This is a genomic window from Pantoea sp. PvP021 (assembly GCF_054056055.1).
Genome location: NZ_JBSRXX010000001.1, coordinates 1,876,420 through 1,894,041, shown reverse-complemented (window position 1 = coordinate 1,894,041; position 17,622 = coordinate 1,876,420). Strand labels below are relative to the sequence as shown.

At 54.5% G+C, this 17,622-nt stretch carries 18 protein-coding genes; 13 read left to right on the top strand and 5 right to left on the bottom strand.

From position 1 onward, the window contains the following. Window positions 1-221 precede the first annotated feature (221 nt). Window positions 222-1,679, bottom strand: coding sequence for a beta-Ala-His dipeptidase (gene pepD / locus ACVKSX_RS08885; RefSeq protein ID WP_354438537.1), 1,458 nt, complete (start codon window positions 1,677-1,679; stop codon window positions 222-224). A 254-nt stretch (window positions 1,680-1,933) separates the two neighbouring features. Between pepD and gpt the strand changes: the two genes are divergently transcribed. From gpt to crl, 3 genes are all read left to right on the top strand, one after another. After that, on the top strand, window positions 1,934-2,392 hold the full coding sequence (gpt, locus tag ACVKSX_RS08880; protein ID WP_031590376.1) for a xanthine phosphoribosyltransferase: 459 nt from the start codon (window positions 1,934-1,936) through the stop codon (window positions 2,390-2,392). A gap of 116 nt (window positions 2,393-2,508) precedes the next feature. Continuing rightward, window positions 2,509-3,756 (top strand): esterase FrsA, encoded by a 1,248-nt coding sequence (frsA, locus tag ACVKSX_RS08875; protein WP_061901724.1) that lies wholly within the window; start codon window positions 2,509-2,511, stop codon window positions 3,754-3,756. Between the two features lie 132 nt (window positions 3,757-3,888). Continuing rightward, window positions 3,889-4,290: a sigma factor-binding protein Crl gene (crl, locus tag ACVKSX_RS08870; protein ID WP_003851176.1), complete on the top strand. Its 402-nt coding sequence runs from the start codon at window positions 3,889-3,891 to the stop codon at window positions 4,288-4,290. Between the two features lie 411 nt (window positions 4,291-4,701). Here the strand turns inward: crl and ompC are convergent, their stop codons facing one another. Further along, window positions 4,702-5,814 (bottom strand): porin OmpC, encoded by a 1,113-nt coding sequence (gene ompC, locus ACVKSX_RS08865; protein ID WP_010255197.1) that lies wholly within the window; start codon window positions 5,812-5,814, stop codon window positions 4,702-4,704. A gap of 238 nt (window positions 5,815-6,052) precedes the next feature. On the opposite strand from ompC, the gene proB reads away from it, so the two are divergent. The 10 genes from proB to ymcF all read left to right on the top strand — a co-directional run bounded on the left by proB (window position 6,053) and on the right by ymcF (window position 14,246). Further along, window positions 6,053-7,156, top strand: a complete 1,104-nt coding sequence (gene proB / locus ACVKSX_RS08860; protein ID WP_010255198.1) for a glutamate 5-kinase — start codon at window positions 6,053-6,055, stop codon at window positions 7,154-7,156. Between the two features lie 10 nt (window positions 7,157-7,166). Next, entirely contained in the window at window positions 7,167-8,420 is a 1,254-nt protein-coding gene (proA, locus tag ACVKSX_RS08855; protein ID WP_033766601.1) for a glutamate-5-semialdehyde dehydrogenase, read from the top strand. A gap of 360 nt (window positions 8,421-8,780) precedes the next feature. Continuing rightward, window positions 8,781-9,512, top strand: coding sequence for a S24 family peptidase (locus ACVKSX_RS08850; RefSeq protein WP_064689895.1), 732 nt, complete (start codon window positions 8,781-8,783; stop codon window positions 9,510-9,512). Between the two features lie 423 nt (window positions 9,513-9,935). After that, entirely contained in the window at window positions 9,936-10,214 is a 279-nt protein-coding gene (locus ACVKSX_RS08845; RefSeq protein ID WP_071785064.1) for a transcriptional antitermination N peptide, read from the top strand. A gap of 204 nt (window positions 10,215-10,418) precedes the next feature. Next, window positions 10,419-10,886: a lysozyme family protein gene (locus ACVKSX_RS08840; protein WP_010255203.1), complete on the top strand. Its 468-nt coding sequence runs from the start codon at window positions 10,419-10,421 to the stop codon at window positions 10,884-10,886. Then, on the top strand, window positions 10,883-11,230 hold the full coding sequence (locus tag ACVKSX_RS08835; protein ID WP_010255205.1) for a DUF7940 domain-containing protein: 348 nt from the start codon (window positions 10,883-10,885) through the stop codon (window positions 11,228-11,230). The genes ACVKSX_RS08840 and ACVKSX_RS08835 overlap by 4 nt, the downstream gene beginning before the upstream one ends. Continuing rightward, a complete protein-coding gene (locus ACVKSX_RS08830; protein WP_010255207.1) occupies window positions 11,227-11,520 on the top strand; it encodes a hypothetical protein in 294 nt (97 codons plus the stop codon). The genes ACVKSX_RS08835 and ACVKSX_RS08830 overlap by 4 nt, the downstream gene beginning before the upstream one ends. Window positions 11,521-11,723: 203 nt before the next feature. Further along, the gene (locus tag ACVKSX_RS08825) at window positions 11,724-13,478 is read left to right on the top strand and encodes a glycosyl hydrolase family 28-related protein (protein ID WP_033766603.1); all 1,755 of its coding nucleotides are present in this window, start codon (window positions 11,724-11,726) and stop codon (window positions 13,476-13,478) included. 381 nt (window positions 13,479-13,859) lie between these two features. Beyond that, window positions 13,860-14,072, top strand: a complete 213-nt coding sequence (cspE, locus tag ACVKSX_RS08820; RefSeq protein ID WP_003854408.1) for a transcription antiterminator/RNA stability regulator CspE — start codon at window positions 13,860-13,862, stop codon at window positions 14,070-14,072. Window positions 14,073-14,075: 3 nt separating this feature from the next. Next, window positions 14,076-14,246 (top strand): cold shock small protein YmcF, encoded by a 171-nt coding sequence (gene ymcF, locus ACVKSX_RS08815; RefSeq protein WP_085978710.1) that lies wholly within the window; start codon window positions 14,076-14,078, stop codon window positions 14,244-14,246. A gap of 283 nt (window positions 14,247-14,529) precedes the next feature. Here the strand turns inward: ymcF and ACVKSX_RS08810 are convergent, their stop codons facing one another. The 3 genes from ACVKSX_RS08810 to ACVKSX_RS08800 all read right to left on the bottom strand — a co-directional run bounded on the left by ACVKSX_RS08810 (window position 14,530) and on the right by ACVKSX_RS08800 (window position 17,599). Next, window positions 14,530-16,107, bottom strand: a complete 1,578-nt coding sequence (locus tag ACVKSX_RS08810; protein ID WP_010255214.1) for a methyl-accepting chemotaxis protein — start codon at window positions 16,105-16,107, stop codon at window positions 14,530-14,532. A 299-nt stretch (window positions 16,108-16,406) separates the two neighbouring features. Then, complete coding sequence (locus ACVKSX_RS08805) at window positions 16,407-16,556, bottom strand: hypothetical protein (protein WP_022625169.1); 150 nt, start codon at window positions 16,554-16,556, stop codon at window positions 16,407-16,409. Between the two features lie 80 nt (window positions 16,557-16,636). After that, window positions 16,637-17,599 carry a chemotaxis protein gene (locus tag ACVKSX_RS08800; RefSeq protein WP_010255217.1) on the bottom strand — a complete coding sequence of 321 codons (963 nt, stop codon included), beginning with the start codon at window positions 17,597-17,599 and terminating at the stop codon, window positions 16,637-16,639. Between the last annotated feature and the right edge of the window lie 23 nt (window positions 17,600-17,622).

Below are 17,622 nucleotides of genomic sequence, written 5' to 3'. Positions count from 1 at the left end.
CTGAACCTTCAGGCGCGGCAACAGCCGAAAGCGCATAAGCTAGCACGAAATCTTATTAGCCATCCAGACATCCGGACATAATGGCGGCTGTGACCAGCGAAGCGCGGGAAAGCGGCGGAATAACGGGGTAAAGGACGGAAAAGGCAGCGAATTATGCTGGAGGAAAGTCACAGGCATAAAAAAACCAGGCCGGAGCCTGGTTTACTTTTTTTGTGACAGAATTACTTTTCTGGCACCACATTCAGCAGGGTGGTCAGCAGTTTCCAGTAAAGGCCAACGCTTTCGATGTGAACCTGCTCATCCGGCGAGTGCGGCCCGGTGATGGTCGGCCCAATCGATACCATATCCATCTCCGGATACGGTTTTTTGAACAGACCACACTCCAGACCGGCGTGGATCACCTGAATGTTCGGGGTCTTATCAAACAGCGCGATATAGGTCTGACGGGTCAGCGCCATAATGGCGGAGTCCGCATCAGGCTGCCAGCCTGGGTAGCCGCCTTTCGCTTTGGTCTGTGCACCGGCCAGCTGGCCCAGTGAGGTCAGCATCTGCACCACATAATCGCGGCCGGTGTCGATCAGCGAACGGATCAGGCAGTTGATCTCTGCATGATCGGCTTCCATGGTCACCACACCGATATTCAGTGAGGTTTCTACTACGCCTTTCGCCACGTCGGAGTTGCGGATCACACCGTTTGGCATGCTGTTGAGCAGGTTCAGGAAGCGATCGCGGCTGTCAGCGTTCAGAGCATCACCCTGATGCGCCAGCGGCTCAGTGACCAGGGCGATGTTCGGCTCTTTGATGCCGTGCTCATTTTTGATGGCGCTCAGGAAGTGCGCCGCCGCTGATTTCAGCGCATCCGCTTTGTGGCTCTCGACCGCCACGGTAACGAAGGCTTCACGCGGGATCGCGTTGCGCAGCGTACCGCCGCTGAAGGCCAGCAGACGCAGATCCAGTTCAGCAGCGTGTGCCGCCAGGAAGCGCGCCAGCAGTTTGTTGGCGTTGCCGAGGCCCATATGAATATCGGCACCGGAGTGACCGCCACGCAGGCCTTTCAGCGTCAGCTTCAGGGTCTGGAATTCAGCAGGCACCGCTTCACGGGTCAGCGGCAGGGTGGTGACGAAGTCGATACCGCCCGCGCAGCCCATGTAGATCTCACCTTCTTCTTCGGAGTCGGTGTTGATCAGGATTTCTGCCTGCAGCCAGTTGGGTTGCAGACCGAATGCGCCATCCATACCGGTCTCTTCAGTCATGGTCAGCAGCACTTCCAGCGGGCCATGCGTCAGGCTGTTGTCAGCCAGTACTGCCAGCGCAGAAGCCATACCGATGCCGTTGTCCGCGCCCAGCGTGGTGCCGCGCGCTTTCACCCACTCGCCGTCAACCCAGGGCTGAATCGGATCTTTGGTGAAGTCATGAACGGTGTCGTTATTTTTCTGCGGCACCATATCCAGATGCGCCTGTAGCGCAACCGGGGTACGGTTTTCCATGCCTGCGGTGGCGGGCTTACGAATCAGGATGTTGCCGACCTGATCGCGCTCACACCAGAAGCCTTGCTCTTTGGCCCAGCCGACGATGTAACTCGCCAGCGCTTCTTCGTGAAAAGAGGGATGGGGAATAGAGCAGATCTTAGCGAAAATATCCCACAGCGGCTGTGGAGAGAGTTGAGACAATTCAGACACGACAGGTCTCCTGTGTCAGTGTACCGGCGAGGCCGGACATCGCGAGTTTCCAGTGAAAAATCGCCGTCAGAGAATCTGACGAGCCAGGCCCGAGAATATCACTGTTTTCTACCGGGTGCGCTCTCAGACGCGCTAAAAAGCCGCAACCAGTGCGCGGGTGCTGGTTTTTAGTGCGTCAACTCCTTATAATCTCGCGCAACCTTTTCCCCGTTGCACATTTTTACGCCACCTCGGTTGGCTGGGATTTCTATTCTATGAGCGAAAAATACGTCGTTACCTGGGACATGCTTCAGATTCATGCCCGTAAACTGGCCCAGCGCCTGCTTCCTGTTGAACAGTGGAAAGGCATTATCGCGGTGAGCCGCGGCGGTCTGGTACCGGCTTCGCTGCTGGCACGTGAACTGGGTATCCGCTACGTCGATACCGTCTGCATCTCCAGCTATGACCACGATCATCAGCGCGAAATGAAAGTTCTGAAGCGCGCAGAAGGCGACGGTGAAGGCTTTATCGTGATCGATGACCTGGTAGATACCGGCGGCACCGCCCAGGCGATTCGCGAGATGTACCCGAAAGCGCGTTTCTGCACCATTTTCGCTAAACCGGCCGGTCGCTCACTGGTTGATGATTATATTGTCGATATTCCGCAGGATACCTGGATCGAGCAGCCGTGGGATATGGGTGTGGTCTACATCCCGCCGATTGTTAAAAACTGATTGATACACATCAGACAACGCCCGGTTTTCCGGGCGTTGTGCTTTCTGTGCCTCGCAGCCCGAATTGCCGTACAGTACACTTAGCCATCGCCGTTTCTGTTGCAGGAGAAGTGAGTATGTCGAGCAAAAATCTCAGCGAGGAGTTGTTCAAACCGCGCTTTAAACATCCTGAAACCTCATCCCTGGTTCGCCGCCACCATCATGCTACTTCGGATGTCCACTCAGCCCTGGATGGTGACAGCCAGCGTGGCTGGTATCGTATGCTGAATAAGCTGATGTGGACATGGCGTGGCCTGACGCCGCAGGAGATCAGCGAAGTGCTGGCTCGGATTGCCATCAGCAATGTTGAACATACGGATGAGACGCTGCTCGACACTGTAATCGGTTTTCGCGGCGGCAACTGGCATTTCGAATGGTGTAAACAGGCGGGTATCTGGCAGCAGAAAGCGCTGGAGGCCACCGACGACAGCGAGGCGGGCGACTACTGGCTGCACGCGGCGCATCTCTACAGCGTTGCGGCCTATCCCTATATAAAAGGGGATGAGCTGGCCGACCAGGCGCAGACGCTGGCGAACCGCGCCTATGAAGAGGCGACTCAACGCCTGCCGGGCGAGCTGAAACCGCTGACGTTCGCCATTCAGGGTGGCAGCCCGGTTAACGGCTTTCTGCACATGCCGCCTGACGTTGAAGCGCCTTATCCCACCGTGCTGTTCTGTGGCGCGCTCGACTCATTACAGAGCGATCACTATCGCCTGTTCCATGATTACCTTGCACCGCGCGGCATCGCCATGCTGACCATTGATGTGCCGTCGGTAGGCAACTCGGTGAAATGGACGCTGAGTCAGGACACCAGCTTTCTGCATCAGCAGGTGCTGCGCGATCTGAAAAACGTGCCCTGGATCGACCATACCCGCGTGGCGGCGTTTGGTTATCGCTTTGGCGCTAACGTGGCCGTACGACTGGCCTATCTGGAATCGCAGCGGCTGCGTGGGGTCGCCTGTCTTGGCCCGATTGTGCATGCGCTGCTGACGCAGACAGCGTTGCAGGATGAGATCCCGGATATGTATATGGATATGCTGGCGAGCCGGCTGGGCATGGCAACCGCTTCTGACAGTGCGCTGCGTACCGAACTCAATCGATATTCGCTGAAAACTCAGGGATTGCTGGGCCGCCGGACGCCGACACCCATGCTGTCGGGCTACTGGCAAAACGATCTTTTCAGCCCGGAAGAGGAGAGCAAGCTGATCGCTAACTCTTCGTCAGATGGCAAAGCGTTGCTGATTCCGGTGAAGCCGATGATGGCCAGTTTCGACAAGGCGCTGAATGAAATTTGCGACTGGCTGGAGAAGCGTTTAAAAAGGTAACTGGCAAAATTTACAGTATTTGCTACAACTAGTAGCGGAATTCTTCCGGGCTGCCGTTAAGCGAAACATGACATCCCCTGGCCGTCCGGAAAATCAAGGCTGTATAGCGGTCAAAATCTATGGAGATTCAGCATGACGTTACCAAGTGGTCATCCCCGCAGTCGCCTGCTTAAGCGCTTTACGGAGCTTGGGCCTTATATTCGCGATGGGAAATGTGGCGAAACCCGGTTCTTTTTCGACTGCCTGGCTGCCTGCGTTAATGTGAAACCGGCACCGGAACTGCGTGAGTTCTGGGGCTGGTGGATGGAGCTGGAAGCGCAGGCTGACCACTTTACCTATGTCTACCATATCGGTCTGTTCGATAAAGAGGGTGACTGGTCGGTGGCAACCATCAAAGGCAAAGAGAATACGGCGCGCGTGGAAGAGACCTTACGGAATTTCCATACCCGTCTGAAAGCGATGCTGAAAGAGTTCGAGCTGGATCTGATTCCGGCCAGCGATTTCGATGAGAAACCGGTGAAGCTGAGCGCCTGATTGGGTGTTTAGAGATTAAAGGGTGAGTTAAAACGCTTGCCCACAAACTGCTGACAAATCTCAAGTAGGGTGAATCTGGCAGCAACGAATAAGCTCAACACGCAGGGAACATGGGCAGAAGAGGAAAGCGTCCCGCGCCAGGGACAAAAACGCCGGGAGCGTTTTTGAACAACGCAAAGCGTTGGCCCGGCAACGGGCGCACCTCAGGGATGAGGTGCGTAATCGCGCGGGCCGAGCCTGTCAAGGATGACGGATTTTGCGTCTTTCCGATCTGACCGTGTTCCCTGCGCCAGCTCGATCTCATAGCAGAGCGGGCCAGATGCTGTTAACAAGCAAAGGGCGCGTTGAAAAACGTGCCCTTTTTCATGCTCACACATTCTGTAGCTTATGCTGTGCGGCATTAGCCTGAAATCAGAACTGGTAAGTCACACCCATCGCGACCACGTCATCGTTGTTAATCGACAGCGCGTTGTCATCATCCAGCTGGTTGATTTTGTAATCAACGAAGGCGGACATATTTTTGTTGAAGTAGTAGGTCGCGCCCACGTCGATATATTTCACCAGATCCGCATCGCCGATACCGTTTTCGATATCTTTGCCTTTGGTCTGTACATAGCCAATGGAAGGACGCAGGCCGAAATCAAACTGATACTGCGCCACCAGTTCGATGTTCTGCGCTTTGTTGGCTGCGCCCGCGACGGTAGCACCGGTGTTACGGTTGGTGCCGCTGATTGGTGTCATGTTGCGGGTATCGGTATAGATCGCCGCCAGGTAGACGCTGTTGGCATCATACTTCACGCCTGCACCCCAGGAATCCGCACGGTCACCGCCGCCATAGGCGCGTGCCTGCTGCTGGTTGGTACGGTCAGAAGAGGTGATGGCACTCATCAGGCTCACACCGGAATCACCCAGGGCATAGCCCAGTGAGGCGCCGTAGCCGTCGCCATTCTGACGGTTGATGTCGGTGCGGGTGTTGGCGCTGGTGGCGTCGTTTTTACCCTGATACTGCAACGCAAACTTCAGCCCATCGACCAGACCAAAGAAGTTGTTGTTGCGGTAAGTCGCCACACCGGTTGCACGCTGAGTCATAAAGTTATCGGAACGGGCTGTACCGTCACCGCCGAATTCCGGGAACACGTCGGTCCAGGCCTCAACGTCATACAGCACACCGTAGTTACGACCGTAATCGACCGAACCATACTGCGAGAATTTCAGACCAGCAAACCCAAGGCGGGTTTTGTTGCCATTGTTGGCGTCGCTGCCTTCGGAGTTATTGACGTTGTACTGATATTCCCACTGACCATAACCGGTCATCAGGTCGTTAATCTGTGTCTGACCCTTAAAGCCGATACGGGTATAGGACTTGTCTCCATCCTGGCTGGCATTATCGCTGATGTAGTGCTCAGCTTTAACTTTGCCGTATAAGTCCAGTTTGTTGCCATCTTTGTTATAGATTTCGGCAGCCTGCGCGGCGGATGCCAGCGTCAGCGTGGAGAGGATCATGGCCAGTGTGCTTTTCTTCATTTGCTATCAATCCCAATGTGAACGCCGTAAAAAAATGAAAGTTTTTGTAAAGCACGGACTTTTTACCCGTCGGCGATGAAGTTTTTATGACACTTTTCATGATTTCTTGTTAACCCTGAACTTTTGGTCTACGTCCTTGTCCGCGTAAATTCATGCTTTTCCCCTGCTGGCTGTTGGCTTCCTTATCGACTCCTGTTAAAACGTCCTTTCGTAAAAATTTTTCACTACGGCAGGAAATATGAGTGGCAGTCAGACCTTAGTGGTCAAGTTGGGTACCAGCGTTCTCACCGGCGGCTCCCGCCGGCTGAATCGGGCGCACATGGTGGAACTGGTTCGTCAGTGTGCGCAGCAGCACGCGGCGGGCCACCGCATTGTGATTGTGACCTCTGGCGCGATGGCCGCCGGACGCGAACATCTGGGTTACCCCGAACTGCCACCCACCATCGCCTCAAAGCAGCTGCTGGCTGCGGTGGGGCAGAGCCGTCTGATTCAGCTGTGGGAACAGCTGTTCTCAATCTACGGTATCCATATTGGTCAGATGTTGCTGACCCGTGCCGACATGGAAGATCGCGAGCGCTTCCTGAATGCCCGCGACACGCTGCGCGCACTGCTGGATAACCACATTGTGCCGGTGATCAATGAGAACGATGCCGTTGCCACCGCTGAAATCAAAGTGGGTGACAACGACAATCTCTCGGCACTGGCGGCGATGCTCGGCGGTGCCGACAAGCTGCTGCTGCTGACCGACCAGCAGGGACTGTTCACCGCCGATCCGCGTAACAATCCTGAGGCTGAGCTGATCAGTGATGTCCATGTGATTGATGATGCGTTGCGTGCCCTGGCGGGCGACAGCGTATCGGGTCTCGGCACCGGTGGCATGTCGACCAAGCTTCAGGCGGCGGATGTCGCCTGCCGCGCCGGTATCGATGTGATCATCGCCTCAGGCAGCCGCAGCGGCGTGATCAGCGATGTTATTGACGGCAAGCCGGTCGGTACGCGCTTTCATGCGCAGCAATCGCCGCTGGAAAATCGTAAACGCTGGATTTTCGGTGCGCCTCCGGCAGGTGAACTCACCGTCGATGATGGTGCGCTGGCAGCAATTATTGAACGCGGCAGTTCGCTGCTGCCGAAAGGGATCCGTGCTATCCAGGGGAATTTCTCGCGTGGGGAAGTGATCCGTATCCGCAGTTTGCAGGGCAGGGATATCGCGCATGGTGTTTCACGCTACAACAGCGACGCGATGCGGATGATTGCCGGTCATCACAGCCAGCAGATCAGCGAAATCCTGGGCTATGAATATGGCCCGGTGGCGGTTCACCGCGACGACATGATCGTCAGTTAAGGAGCGGACAATGCTAGAAGAGATGGGAAAAGCGGCGCGCGCCGCAGCTTACACCGTGGCCGATCTGTCGACTGCAGAGAAAAATCAGGTTCTGATGACCATTGCCGACCGTCTGGAGGCGGAAAGCGCAGACATTCTGGCGGCCAATGAGCTGGATTTAGCCGATGCGCGTCAGAACGGTATGAGCGCCGCGCTGCTGGACCGGCTGACACTCAATCCGCAACGCCTCGGCAGCATCGCCAGCGATGTGCGCCAGGTCTGCCAGCTGGCCGATCCGGTTGGACAGCTAATTGACGGCGGTCAGCTCGACAGCGGGCTGCGCATTGAGCGTCGTCGCGTGCCGCTGGGCGTGGTGGCCGTAATCTACGAGGCGCGTCCCAATGTCACGGTGGACGTCGCCACTCTGTGCCTGAAAACCGGCAACGCCGCCATTCTGCGCGGCGGTAAAGAGACCTGGCGCACCAATGCGGCCACCGTCCGGGTGATCCAGAACGCGCTGAAACAGCACGGTCTGCCTGCGGCGATCGTTCAGGCGATCGAAAATCCGGATCGCGAGCTGGTGAATCAGCTACTGAAGCTGGATCGCTACGTCGATATGCTGATCCCGCGTGGCGGAGCCGGGCTGCACAAGCTGTGCCGGGAAAACTCCACTATTCCGGTGATCACCGGCGGCATCGGCGTTTGTCATATCTATATTGATGAGACGATGGAGATCGAACCTGCACTTGATCTGATCGTCAACGCCAAGAAACAGCGTCCCAGCGCCTGTAACTCACTGGAGACGCTGCTGGTGGATCAGGCGATTGCCGATCGTTTCCTGCCCGCCTTCAGCGCGCGTATGGCACAGGAAGCGATTGCGCTGCATGCTGACAGCAACGTGCTGGCGCAGCTGCAGCAAGGCCCGGCATCGGTCACGCAGGTGAATCCGCAGCAGTACAATGATGAGTGGCTGTCGCTGGATCTTAACGTCAAATTAGTGGCGGATATGGATGAGGCGATCGATCACATCCGTACGCACGGCACGCAGCACTCGGATGCCATCCTGACCCGTAATACCCGCAACGCCGCGCGTTTTGTCCGTCAGGTCGACTCCTCAGCGGTCTATGTCAACGCAAGCACCCGCTTCACCGATGGCGGACAGTTTGGCCTGGGTGCCGAAGTGGCGGTCAGTACCCAGAAACTGCATGCCCGTGGCCCGATGGGATTAGAGGCGCTGACGACCTATAAATGGATAGCATGGGGCGACGATACGCTCCGGCCATAACTGCCATAATTTTTAACAAAGCGGGAGTCTTTCAGAGACTCCCGTTTTTTTTAGCTCCATTTTCCGGTCCAGTGAAAGATAGAGCTTTCTGCGCATCAGCTTAATTTCCGTTCCGATCTCGTCACTACTGGCCATTATTCTGGCTGATATTCACGCAATTTTTTACGGAACATTCCTGAAAGCCGGGGCTGTACGCGGCCTGAGGCAATATTTTTTGTCCAGCCGCGGGCTGAAGCGGATAATGATTATCAGGAGTGCTTGATAAAGCGGTTAGGTAGTAAACGAGCGGTAATATAAAATGAACTGGTAGCAATAATGAAAATAACATCCAGTATCTCTTCTATGGCTGATTATTAACTAATGGTTAAAAAAGAAAGTACAAGACAAGCTTTCACCGCCAGGCTGATAGCGGCCTGTGAGAGTGCCGGCATTGCCGGACATGGACGAAACAAACAGGTTGCCAGGGCTCTGCAGCAGCAAGGCTGTAAGATTTCAACGCCGGGAGTGTGGAAGTGGTTTAACGCGCAGTCAGTGCCGGATGGCGGCAATTTACTGGCTCTCAGCCATCTGCTGGGCGTCAGGGTTGAGTGGCTGCAATACGGTATGGAACAACCTGCTGAACCGGTGACGCTAAGTGCGCTCACCGGTCAGAAGAATGTGTTTCGGATTGATAGCCTCGACATTGGTCAGCGAAGTGCTGCAGGCCTGCCCGCGCGTGATGAGTTTGTCGAGACTATCCAGGCGATCGAATATGGTCTGGATGAGGCGCGGGTGCTGTTCAACGGGCGCCCGGCGGAAAACATCCGGTTAATCGCTATCAACAGTGACTCCATGGCTGACACCTTTGCGCCGCGCGATCAGCTGTTTGTGGATATCAGCGTGCGGATGTTCGACGGCGACGGCATCTATATTTTCACCCTCGATGAGCAGCTCTATCTCAAGCGCCTGCAGCTGCAGCATAAGAAAATCGCTGTAATATCAGATAATAAGCGTTATGAAACCTGGTATCTCAATCATGATGACGTCACCAGCCTGAAGGTACTGGCCAAAGTGATCATGAGCCAGGCGCGACATTATCAAATCCTCGGTTAAGGCCACTTCTGCCGGTTTTTTCAGGAAGGCTGAAAAAAAAATAATCGGCATAAATTCATAAATTTAACCAGCGGTAAATAAAAAATTAACCAACAGTGTTTGATAAAGCATAAGAACCTGTTAATAATTTGGATATGGATGAACGAAGCAGTTCTTTCAGGGACGAGCCGCTCTTAAACAATTGAGGCGCTGCACAAGCGCGAATCATACCACCACAAAGTTAGTGAACTTTGGGATGGGGTGGATGCGCAAAATGCAGCGTCGTCAGATGCCGTTTATTTCCCCTCGCTTACTTTCCACCTGACTGCTGATGCAGCCGGGCGGCAAGCGTGCGACCGTGATACGCGACATTCGGGCCCGTTCGGTTCGCCGAAAGCTCGCGCCTGCCACCCCATCGCCAAAGACTCATTCACAGGAGGAGTTATGGCGATAATTCACTATGGCAAAAGCGTTTTTATAGGCAACGCACGTACTCGTCGCCACCGGCGGCGCCAACCTCTCAGCAGCCTGACACAGAGCATCGACGAGGCCCTGAACTTCCCAACTGAAACACCCACCCTGAGACGTGCAGAGCAAATCTGCCAGCGTCAGGTCGCCCCGCGCGTTGACCGCGCAATTACTGCACCCCGCGTCACCAGTCAGGAAACACCCAGTTTCGACAATTGCTGTCTTCCGCACGTTCATCTCTACGCCGTGAGCTGAAACGCGCAGAAAACGCATTTTTCCGTTCCGGCTAACTCTTCGCTTTCTCCAGTTCTCACTGGGCGCAATTTGCTGAATTACTGTTCAGTTTTGCTGCAGGGTCAGTAAGGCCTTCTGCTGCGCCGTGCTGAGAAATGATCAGCGAGCGTTATGTATTTCTTTTCACAAGGCTGAGTTGCTTTAACCCGTCATTGAGGAGTCGTTATGAGCCAGATAATCGCAGTACTGAATTTTGAAGAGGGGTATGTCGACACGCCTTATCTCGACACGCTGGGCTTTCCCACGGTGGCCGGCGGCATTCGAATTGGACCCAAGGGGGCGTCTCTGAGTAATTACGCTTTCCGCGTGCCACGGCGCGTCGGTGATGTCTGGAAGCAGTGCATTCTTGAAAACAAAATTCAGGAGATGCAGGGCAGGGAGCTGCTGCGTAATGCGCTGGCGAAGTGCAACGACGCCCGCACCGACGTGCTGCTGAGCATGGCTTATCAGCTGGGCGTCGAGGGCGTCCTGCAGTTCAAAAACATGCTCAGCGCGATCGTGGCTGAACAGTTTAATGATGCGGCTGACGCGATGATGAACAGCCTCTGGGCCCGTCAGACGCCGGGCCGCGCCAGACGTCACGCGGAGATGATGCGCAGCGGAACCTATGCGGTTTACAGGGGGTTGCTATGAGATGGCTCATGTTTCTCACCGCCGTGCTGACGGCAATCATCATTCTGCTGCTGCTGCAGCGCTTTACCACCCTCCAGTTTGTCTCTCATGCCCGTCTGCTTTTCAAAACCTGGTCTGTCTGGCTTGCGTCGCTGGGTTCCATGCTCAGCGCCTGGGCGCAGTCGTTTCCTTCGGCCGCCGTTGATGCCTGGAGCGCACTGCCCGAAGACGTTAAAGCGATTCTGCCGCACAACTACCTCGGGCTGGTGGGCGCCTTCATGGTGGCGATGGGGGTGATTGCACAATTTGTTCGTCAGAAAAACCTGCTCAATGCGAAGGAGCAGTCTGAAGGAGCGAAGCCATGACTCTGATTACCACCTTACTGGGCGGCAGCTGGCACTGGATCGCCGCGCTGGCTGCGGTCATCGCGGCGCTGGGCGCCAGTTATTTCGGCGGCAAGAAAATCGGCAAAGTGCAGCAAAAAGCGCGTTCTGACGTCGATAACGCGCAACAGGAGGCGTCCCGCGTCACCGCGGTAGCGCAACAGCAACAACATAACCGCGAGGAGGCTAACCGTGTGGCGACTGACAACCATAGCCTTGATGACGCTGCTGCTCGCGACAAGCTGCAGCAGTCGAAATACCACAAACCCTGAGCCGGTGGCGATCACCGACTCTGCCTGCGTACTTTTTTCCCCTCTTTATACCTACGGCGATGACGCGCAAAAAATGGACGTTCGTACGGTGCGCGCCATCAACACCCACAACGACATGTGGGACTCCCTTTGCGGCCATCCGGCTGTGGCTAAGTAGTGCGCTGATTTCAGCGCGATATCTCTATGATCCTGAGGAGGATTCTATGATCGAAGTTAACTCTTTTGCTGAACTGCGTACCACTGTTCCACCAAAATCAGGTGAAGTCGCGAGCCTTAAACGCTATTACGATAAGGACTCCAGCTTCCGTGGCGGCGCAGACTTTGTCGGTTTTCTCAGCACCACTCCGCTGAAAGATGATGGCGGTACGGTGGCGGTGGGTAACGGTTTCTACTGGAAGCGCACCATCAACGATCCCGCCGAAGTGAACATTCTGCACTTTGGCGCGAAAGGGGATGGCGTGACCGATGACACTGAAGCCTTTAAGCGGATGCTGGCATGGACACAATCCTACAACGCCTACGCGAAAGCGATTCCGGTGCGTTTTCCGGGGGGCCGCTTCCTGATTTCACCCATCGATATCAGCGATACGGAGTTGTCGTTTTTTGGTCTGGCAGGCGATGATATCGAGCTCGGCTCGGCACCGCGTACCACCATTGTTTCTGATAAAAGCGCGAAAACCGTGTTTAAGGTTAATGCGCGTCGAATCGTCATTAAAGGCATCTGCTGGCATGGACAGGCTAACGCCGGGACTGTCGACACCACGGCCAAAGTCACCGTCACGCCTGAACAGTGCAGTAACACGCAGCCGTTCTTTGAAAATACCATTGTCGGAGGCCAGATCGTCAATATCTTCTGCTTCAAGGCGCAAAGTACCGGGGGAACCGTCTTTAAGCTGCAGGATACGCTCGACAGTAAGTTCGATCAGATTTACAGCTCCAATACCTTTTCACGGGTGTTTGATGTCGGCTGGTCAAACACACCGAAGGGGAACTGGGACCACTCAACCGCCATTGAGCTGTGTAATGCCAACTTCCAGTCGGGCTATGGCGACGCGACGCTCTATATGCCACGCGTCACACAGGGGCTCATGCGTAACGTCTGGATTGAGCACACGACTAACCCAGGAGATCTGTCGGATGGCGGCTGGAACATCGAAACGCTCAACATTGAAGATTGCGGCACGCCGCTCAATCTCAATAATGCCCGCGTGGTGATGCGTCATATCAACCTGCAGGCGGGGGCGAAAATCACCAATGATCTGGCCGGAAGTAAGTGGTTATCGACCTTCGAATATGGCTATCGTCGGGATGAGAACTACGGCACGTTCATGACCGGTTCGCTGCGTGCCGGCTACTACAGCGGCTATAAAGTGGTGAACAACACTGATACCGACAACTGGTATCGGCTGGGGCAGCTCTATTTCCCGGCGCCTAACCAGCAATGGGTAATGGAGCTGATCGGGAAAGCGGATGCGACCACGCCCTCCGGCACCGCCGGTTCGCCGGTTAATGTGGTGGGCACCGGTAAAACCCTGATCAACCTCCAGCGACTGGAGACGGTCTGGGCCGATGCTTACCATATGGGGCAGCCTTCCGTGCTGGACATTCGTTATGGCCGGGTAGGGACCACCTATGCCGTAATCTGGGTCAAGCTGAGAGCGAACAGCGGCGAGACCATGTTCAACCTGAAGACGACCGGTCCGACCCGCTTCGATACCGGTTCCTGCTCGCTGTTCCAGGCTGATATGTCGGTGGTTACGGACATCACCAAAATCAGCAACCTGAAACCCGCTGCACGTTTTGGCATGCACAACGGGCTGGCGGGCATCGGGGCCAACGAAAAAGGGGTGGTTACGCTGGCTACTGCTGCGGGTACGCCGACTAATAAGACCGCTCCGACCGGTTTTGTGCTGATCAATATCAACGGCGTTGACCGTAAGGTTCCTTACTACGATTGATGATCGGCATGTTTTGGGCGAGGCTCCGGCCTCGCCCTTTTTTGATCTGACATTATCTCCGCTTCTTTTTACGTCGCCGGGAAAGTCACAGTTGCATTGTGAAGCCAGACAGTCTCCCTGACACAGCCTTTCGCCTTCATCCTCGTCAGCGGGCTGATTGCGATTAATTTGAATTACGGCTTGCGTCACTTTAAGAAGTGTGGCCTAATGAATCGTCGGTTTGATTAACAGACACTATCAAAGTAAGTAACCAAAGCAGTTCTCATCTCTAAGTTTGTCGCGAGACATCCCTTCTTTTTGAGTCTTCTCTTACGTTCTGATTAAAATCTGTTCTCAGGCCATTATGTATGCCGGAAGGCTCGATATATTAAGGATTTAAGCATGTCTAACAAAATTCGCGGTACCGTTAAGTGGTTTAACGCAGAGAAAGGCTTCGGTTTCATTTCTCCTGCAGACGGCAGCAAAGATGTATTCGTACATTTCTCTGCAATCCAGGGCACCGATTTCCGTTCATTAGATGAAGGTCAGCAAGTTGAATTCACAGTAGAAAATGGCGCCAAAGGCCCAGCTGCTGCGAACGTTGTTGGTCTCTAAGGACTGAAAATTACTTTTAAATGTCCTCACTGTAGTGGCTCACAGTTTCGTACATCACATTTTGATGTTACAAGAGCCAACCCGCATGGAGCGAAATGCATTTTCTGCAAATCTGTCGTGGTTCAGGTGAACCTGGCAAGGATTGCAATTCAGAGCCAGCTTCGCGCCCTCTGATTAAGGCTAGTGAGCTTTATAGCGTTGTTGCATTTACAGTAATAAAAGGCTGCCTCTGGCAGCCTTTTTTGTTTCTGCGTTACCTCCTTCTTAAACCTCAAACCTCAAACCTTTGCCTCTTTACCTTCCTGTTTACTTTCACTTTCCCTGTTTAACTTTTACCGCTAACCGCTAACCGCTAACCGCTAACCGCTAACCGCTTCCCGCTCTGTTGCCTGTAACCTATCCGCCCTTATCGTCACCATTCTTAAACTGGCCCGCCGAAGCAGGCCGTTGAGAGGGATTAACGCAGTACGGGTTGCAGTGAGAGCTTGCCGGTATTAAACACGCTCATCGCCTGTGCCATACGCTCTGCCTGATCCTGCAGCGCTTGTGAGGCGGCTGACGCTTCCTGTACCAGCGCGGCGTTCTGCTGCGTCACCGCTTCCATCTGGGTAATCGCCTGATTGATTTCATTGATGCCGCTGCTCTGCTCGCTGCTGGCAATGGTGATTTCGCTCATGATGTTTGCCACGCTCTGCACGCTGTTCACCACTTCGCCGATAGTTGAACCGGCGTGTGTCACCAGCTTGCTACCTTCATCGACTTTAGCGACGGAATCTTCAATCAGTACCTTAATCTCTTTGGCCGCTGAGGCTGAGCGCTGCGCCAGATTACGCACCTCACTCGCCACCACCGCAAAGCCACGACCCTGTTCACCCGCGCGTGCCGCTTCAACCGCGGCGTTGAGGGAGAGAATATTGGTCTGGAAGGCGATGGAGTCGATAACGCTGATGATATCGACAATTTTTCGTGAGGAGAGGGCGATCGCTTCCATCTTCTCAATGACCTGCTCCATTACCACGCCACCTTCACGCGCCACGCTGGAAGTGGTTGAAACCAGGTGATTGGCTTCACGCGCGTTGTCGGCATTGTGTTTCACGGTCGACGTCATCTGCTCCATGGCAGAGGCGGTCTCTTCCAGCGAACTGGCCTGCTGTTCGGTTCGGGTCGAAAGATCAAGGTTCCCGCTGGAGATCTGATTAGAGGCCACCGCAATAGTGTCGGAGCCGGTACGCACTTCGGTCACAATCGACAGCAGATTATCGTTCATCCGTTGCAGCGCCTGCATCAGGACGCCGGTTTCATCGCGTGAGGTCACCTGCATCTGTGAACTCAGATCGCCTGCGGCAACGCGTTCAGCAACGTCAACCGCTGCAACCAGCGGACGCACAATAGAACGGGTCAGGAAGTAGCCCAGCAGAATAGACGCCAGAATCGCCAGCGCGGAGAAAATCAGCGTAATGGAGATAGCCGACTGACCATTTTCCACAATACCCTGACCTTCACTGCGCAGCTGTGCGTCCTGAGAGTTGGCAAAATCCACGGCATCCTGAAGGAATTTGTTCTGGGTGGCGGTCATCGATTTCAGGACATAGGTGCTGGCAGCCTCAAAATCGCCCGCCTTCACCAGGGTGATCAGCTCTGCTTTAACTTTCTCAAAAGCCTGGGAAGAGGCCAGCAGACCGGCGATCTTTTTCTTGCCGACCGGCGTGACCTGAATATCTTCGATCCTTTTCATTGCGCTGTTGGTGCGTTGCGTGGCTTCATCCAGCTGACCATAACGCTTCACATTCATTTCCGGACGTGTCGTATCGATCACCATGCCGCGCAGGTATTTGATCTGATCGTTGACGCCATCGCGCACATCAAATGCCAGTCGTACTTTCACATAACGATCGTCAACGATCGAGGCGATCGCCGTATTAATGCTGTTAATCCTGGTTATGGATGTCACGCCAATCACTATCAGTAACGTCACAATAATACCGAAGGCTGCTGCGAGCCGCATTCCCACCTTCATATTCTTGATACTGAACATGTTCTCTTCCCCGTTTTATTATTAATCAATTTGTTAGCAAAACTCAGGTTTCCTGCTGTTGTGCGCAGTGCCTTGCTGATGTCTGTGGTCACAGCCGCAGGCAAAAAGGTGATCTCGCGCATACTGTTATCGGAGCACGAAGTTGTACCTTTAATAATTTTTAAGTAATAACGCCGGGTGAATAAATAGTCAGTAAAAATCATCAGAAATGGTTAAGTAATAACCAGAGGAAATTCAGACAAAAAAAAGGGCTGTCAGCAGTGATGCTGACAGCCCGATCCAGACAAGGATGAATGGATTCAGAAAACTAAGAAGTAGAGGCCTGTCCAGAACGCGACGCTTAATGTGACGGCGCTAATCCAGGCCAGCTGGCGTAAACGGCCACGCAGCACCTTTTGACGGGAAGGCGTAGCAGGTGCAGGCGTAACGGGTAAAGTTTCAATGTGCATAGTCGGTTCCTGATCAGGTCAGCCATTCCGCTGGCTAAAAAGTAAAAGCGTGCCGGGCATTCTTAGCGGCCCGCATTCGCTTAGCGGGCAGTGTCGAGAACGTTGAAAATCACGTCTGACAGCTCATTCAACTCAAACTTCGCCACATAACCGTCGGCACCCACTTTGCGCACATGATCTTCGTTGGCGCTGCCAGAGAGTGAGGAGTGAATGACGACCGGCAGAGCCTTGAGGATCGGGTCACGCTTGATGTTGCGGGTCAGCGTAAAACCATCCATCTCTGGCATTTCCAGATCGGTCAGCACCAGGGCGATTTTGTCGTGAATCGATTCGCCGGCAGCCTGCGCTTCCTGGCTCATCAATTTAATTTTTTCCCAGGCATCCAGACCGGTGTTAAACATCAGCGCCGGAATGCCCATACTCTTCAGACCCTGCTCCAGCAGCTGACGCGCGACTTTGGAATCTTCTGCCACAATCGCCACCGCACCTGGGCGGTAGTTGAAGGCACGCGGTCTGGCCGCTTCCGGTTCGACGCCGCGCACCGATGGGATGATGTCATACAGGATTTGCTCAACGTCCAGCACCATCGCCAGCTCGTTGCTCTGCTTGTCACTGTCCAGGCAGGCGATGCTGGTAATGTTGCGGCCGCCGATACCGGCTTCGGCGGTATGCACCTGGCTCCAGTCGAGACGCACAATGTTCTCAACTGACTCCACGGCAAACGCCTGGGTGTTACGGGCATACTCGGTAACCAGCAGCAGGTTAAGACCGGTTTCCGGCACACAACCCGCCACGGCAGGCAGGTCGATGACCGGAATGAACTGGCCACGAATACTTGCCATACCCAGCAGCGGCGAACGCATGCCTGCGGCTTTGGTGATAGTTGGCATCGGCACAATTTCACGCAGCTTGAAGACGTTAATGCCAAACAGTTCAGACTTGCCTTTCAGCTGATCGGAACCTAAGCGAAACAGCAGCAGCTCAAACTTGTTCGATAACGCGAGGTTCGCTCTCTCATCGATCTCTTTCTGAAAATTATCCATGGTTGCCTCTGCATTAACGCAGC

Excerpts from the sequence above, each read along its gene's own strand:
- gpt (WP_031590376.1), top strand. The coding sequence starts at position 1,934 with ATGAGCGAAAAATACGTCGTTACCTGGGACATGCTTCAGATTCATGCC.
- frsA (WP_061901724.1), top strand. The coding sequence starts at position 2,509 with ATGTCGAGCAAAAATCTCAGCGAGGAGTTGTTCAAACCGCGCTTTAAA.
- crl (WP_003851176.1), top strand. The coding sequence starts at position 3,889 with ATGACGTTACCAAGTGGTCATCCCCGCAGTCGCCTGCTTAAGCGCTTT.
- ompC (WP_010255197.1), bottom strand. The coding sequence starts at position 5,814 with ATGAAGAAAAGCACACTGGCCATGATCCTCTCCACGCTGACGCTGGCA.
- proB (WP_010255198.1), top strand. The coding sequence starts at position 6,053 with ATGAGTGGCAGTCAGACCTTAGTGGTCAAGTTGGGTACCAGCGTTCTC.
- proA (WP_033766601.1), top strand. The coding sequence starts at position 7,167 with ATGCTAGAAGAGATGGGAAAAGCGGCGCGCGCCGCAGCTTACACCGTG.
- ACVKSX_RS08850 (WP_064689895.1), top strand. The coding sequence starts at position 8,781 with ATGGTTAAAAAAGAAAGTACAAGACAAGCTTTCACCGCCAGGCTGATA.
- ACVKSX_RS08845 (WP_071785064.1), top strand. The coding sequence starts at position 9,936 with ATGGCGATAATTCACTATGGCAAAAGCGTTTTTATAGGCAACGCACGT.
- ACVKSX_RS08840 (WP_010255203.1), top strand. The coding sequence starts at position 10,419 with ATGAGCCAGATAATCGCAGTACTGAATTTTGAAGAGGGGTATGTCGAC.
- ACVKSX_RS08835 (WP_010255205.1), top strand. The coding sequence starts at position 10,883 with ATGAGATGGCTCATGTTTCTCACCGCCGTGCTGACGGCAATCATCATT.
- ACVKSX_RS08830 (WP_010255207.1), top strand. The coding sequence starts at position 11,227 with ATGACTCTGATTACCACCTTACTGGGCGGCAGCTGGCACTGGATCGCC.
- ACVKSX_RS08825 (WP_033766603.1), top strand. The coding sequence starts at position 11,724 with ATGATCGAAGTTAACTCTTTTGCTGAACTGCGTACCACTGTTCCACCA.
- cspE (WP_003854408.1), top strand. The coding sequence starts at position 13,860 with ATGTCTAACAAAATTCGCGGTACCGTTAAGTGGTTTAACGCAGAGAAA.
- ACVKSX_RS08810 (WP_010255214.1), bottom strand. The coding sequence starts at position 16,107 with ATGTTCAGTATCAAGAATATGAAGGTGGGAATGCGGCTCGCAGCAGCC.
- ACVKSX_RS08805 (WP_022625169.1), bottom strand. The coding sequence starts at position 16,556 with ATGCACATTGAAACTTTACCCGTTACGCCTGCACCTGCTACGCCTTCC.
- ACVKSX_RS08800 (WP_010255217.1), bottom strand. The coding sequence starts at position 17,599 with ATGGATAATTTTCAGAAAGAGATCGATGAGAGAGCGAACCTCGCGTTA.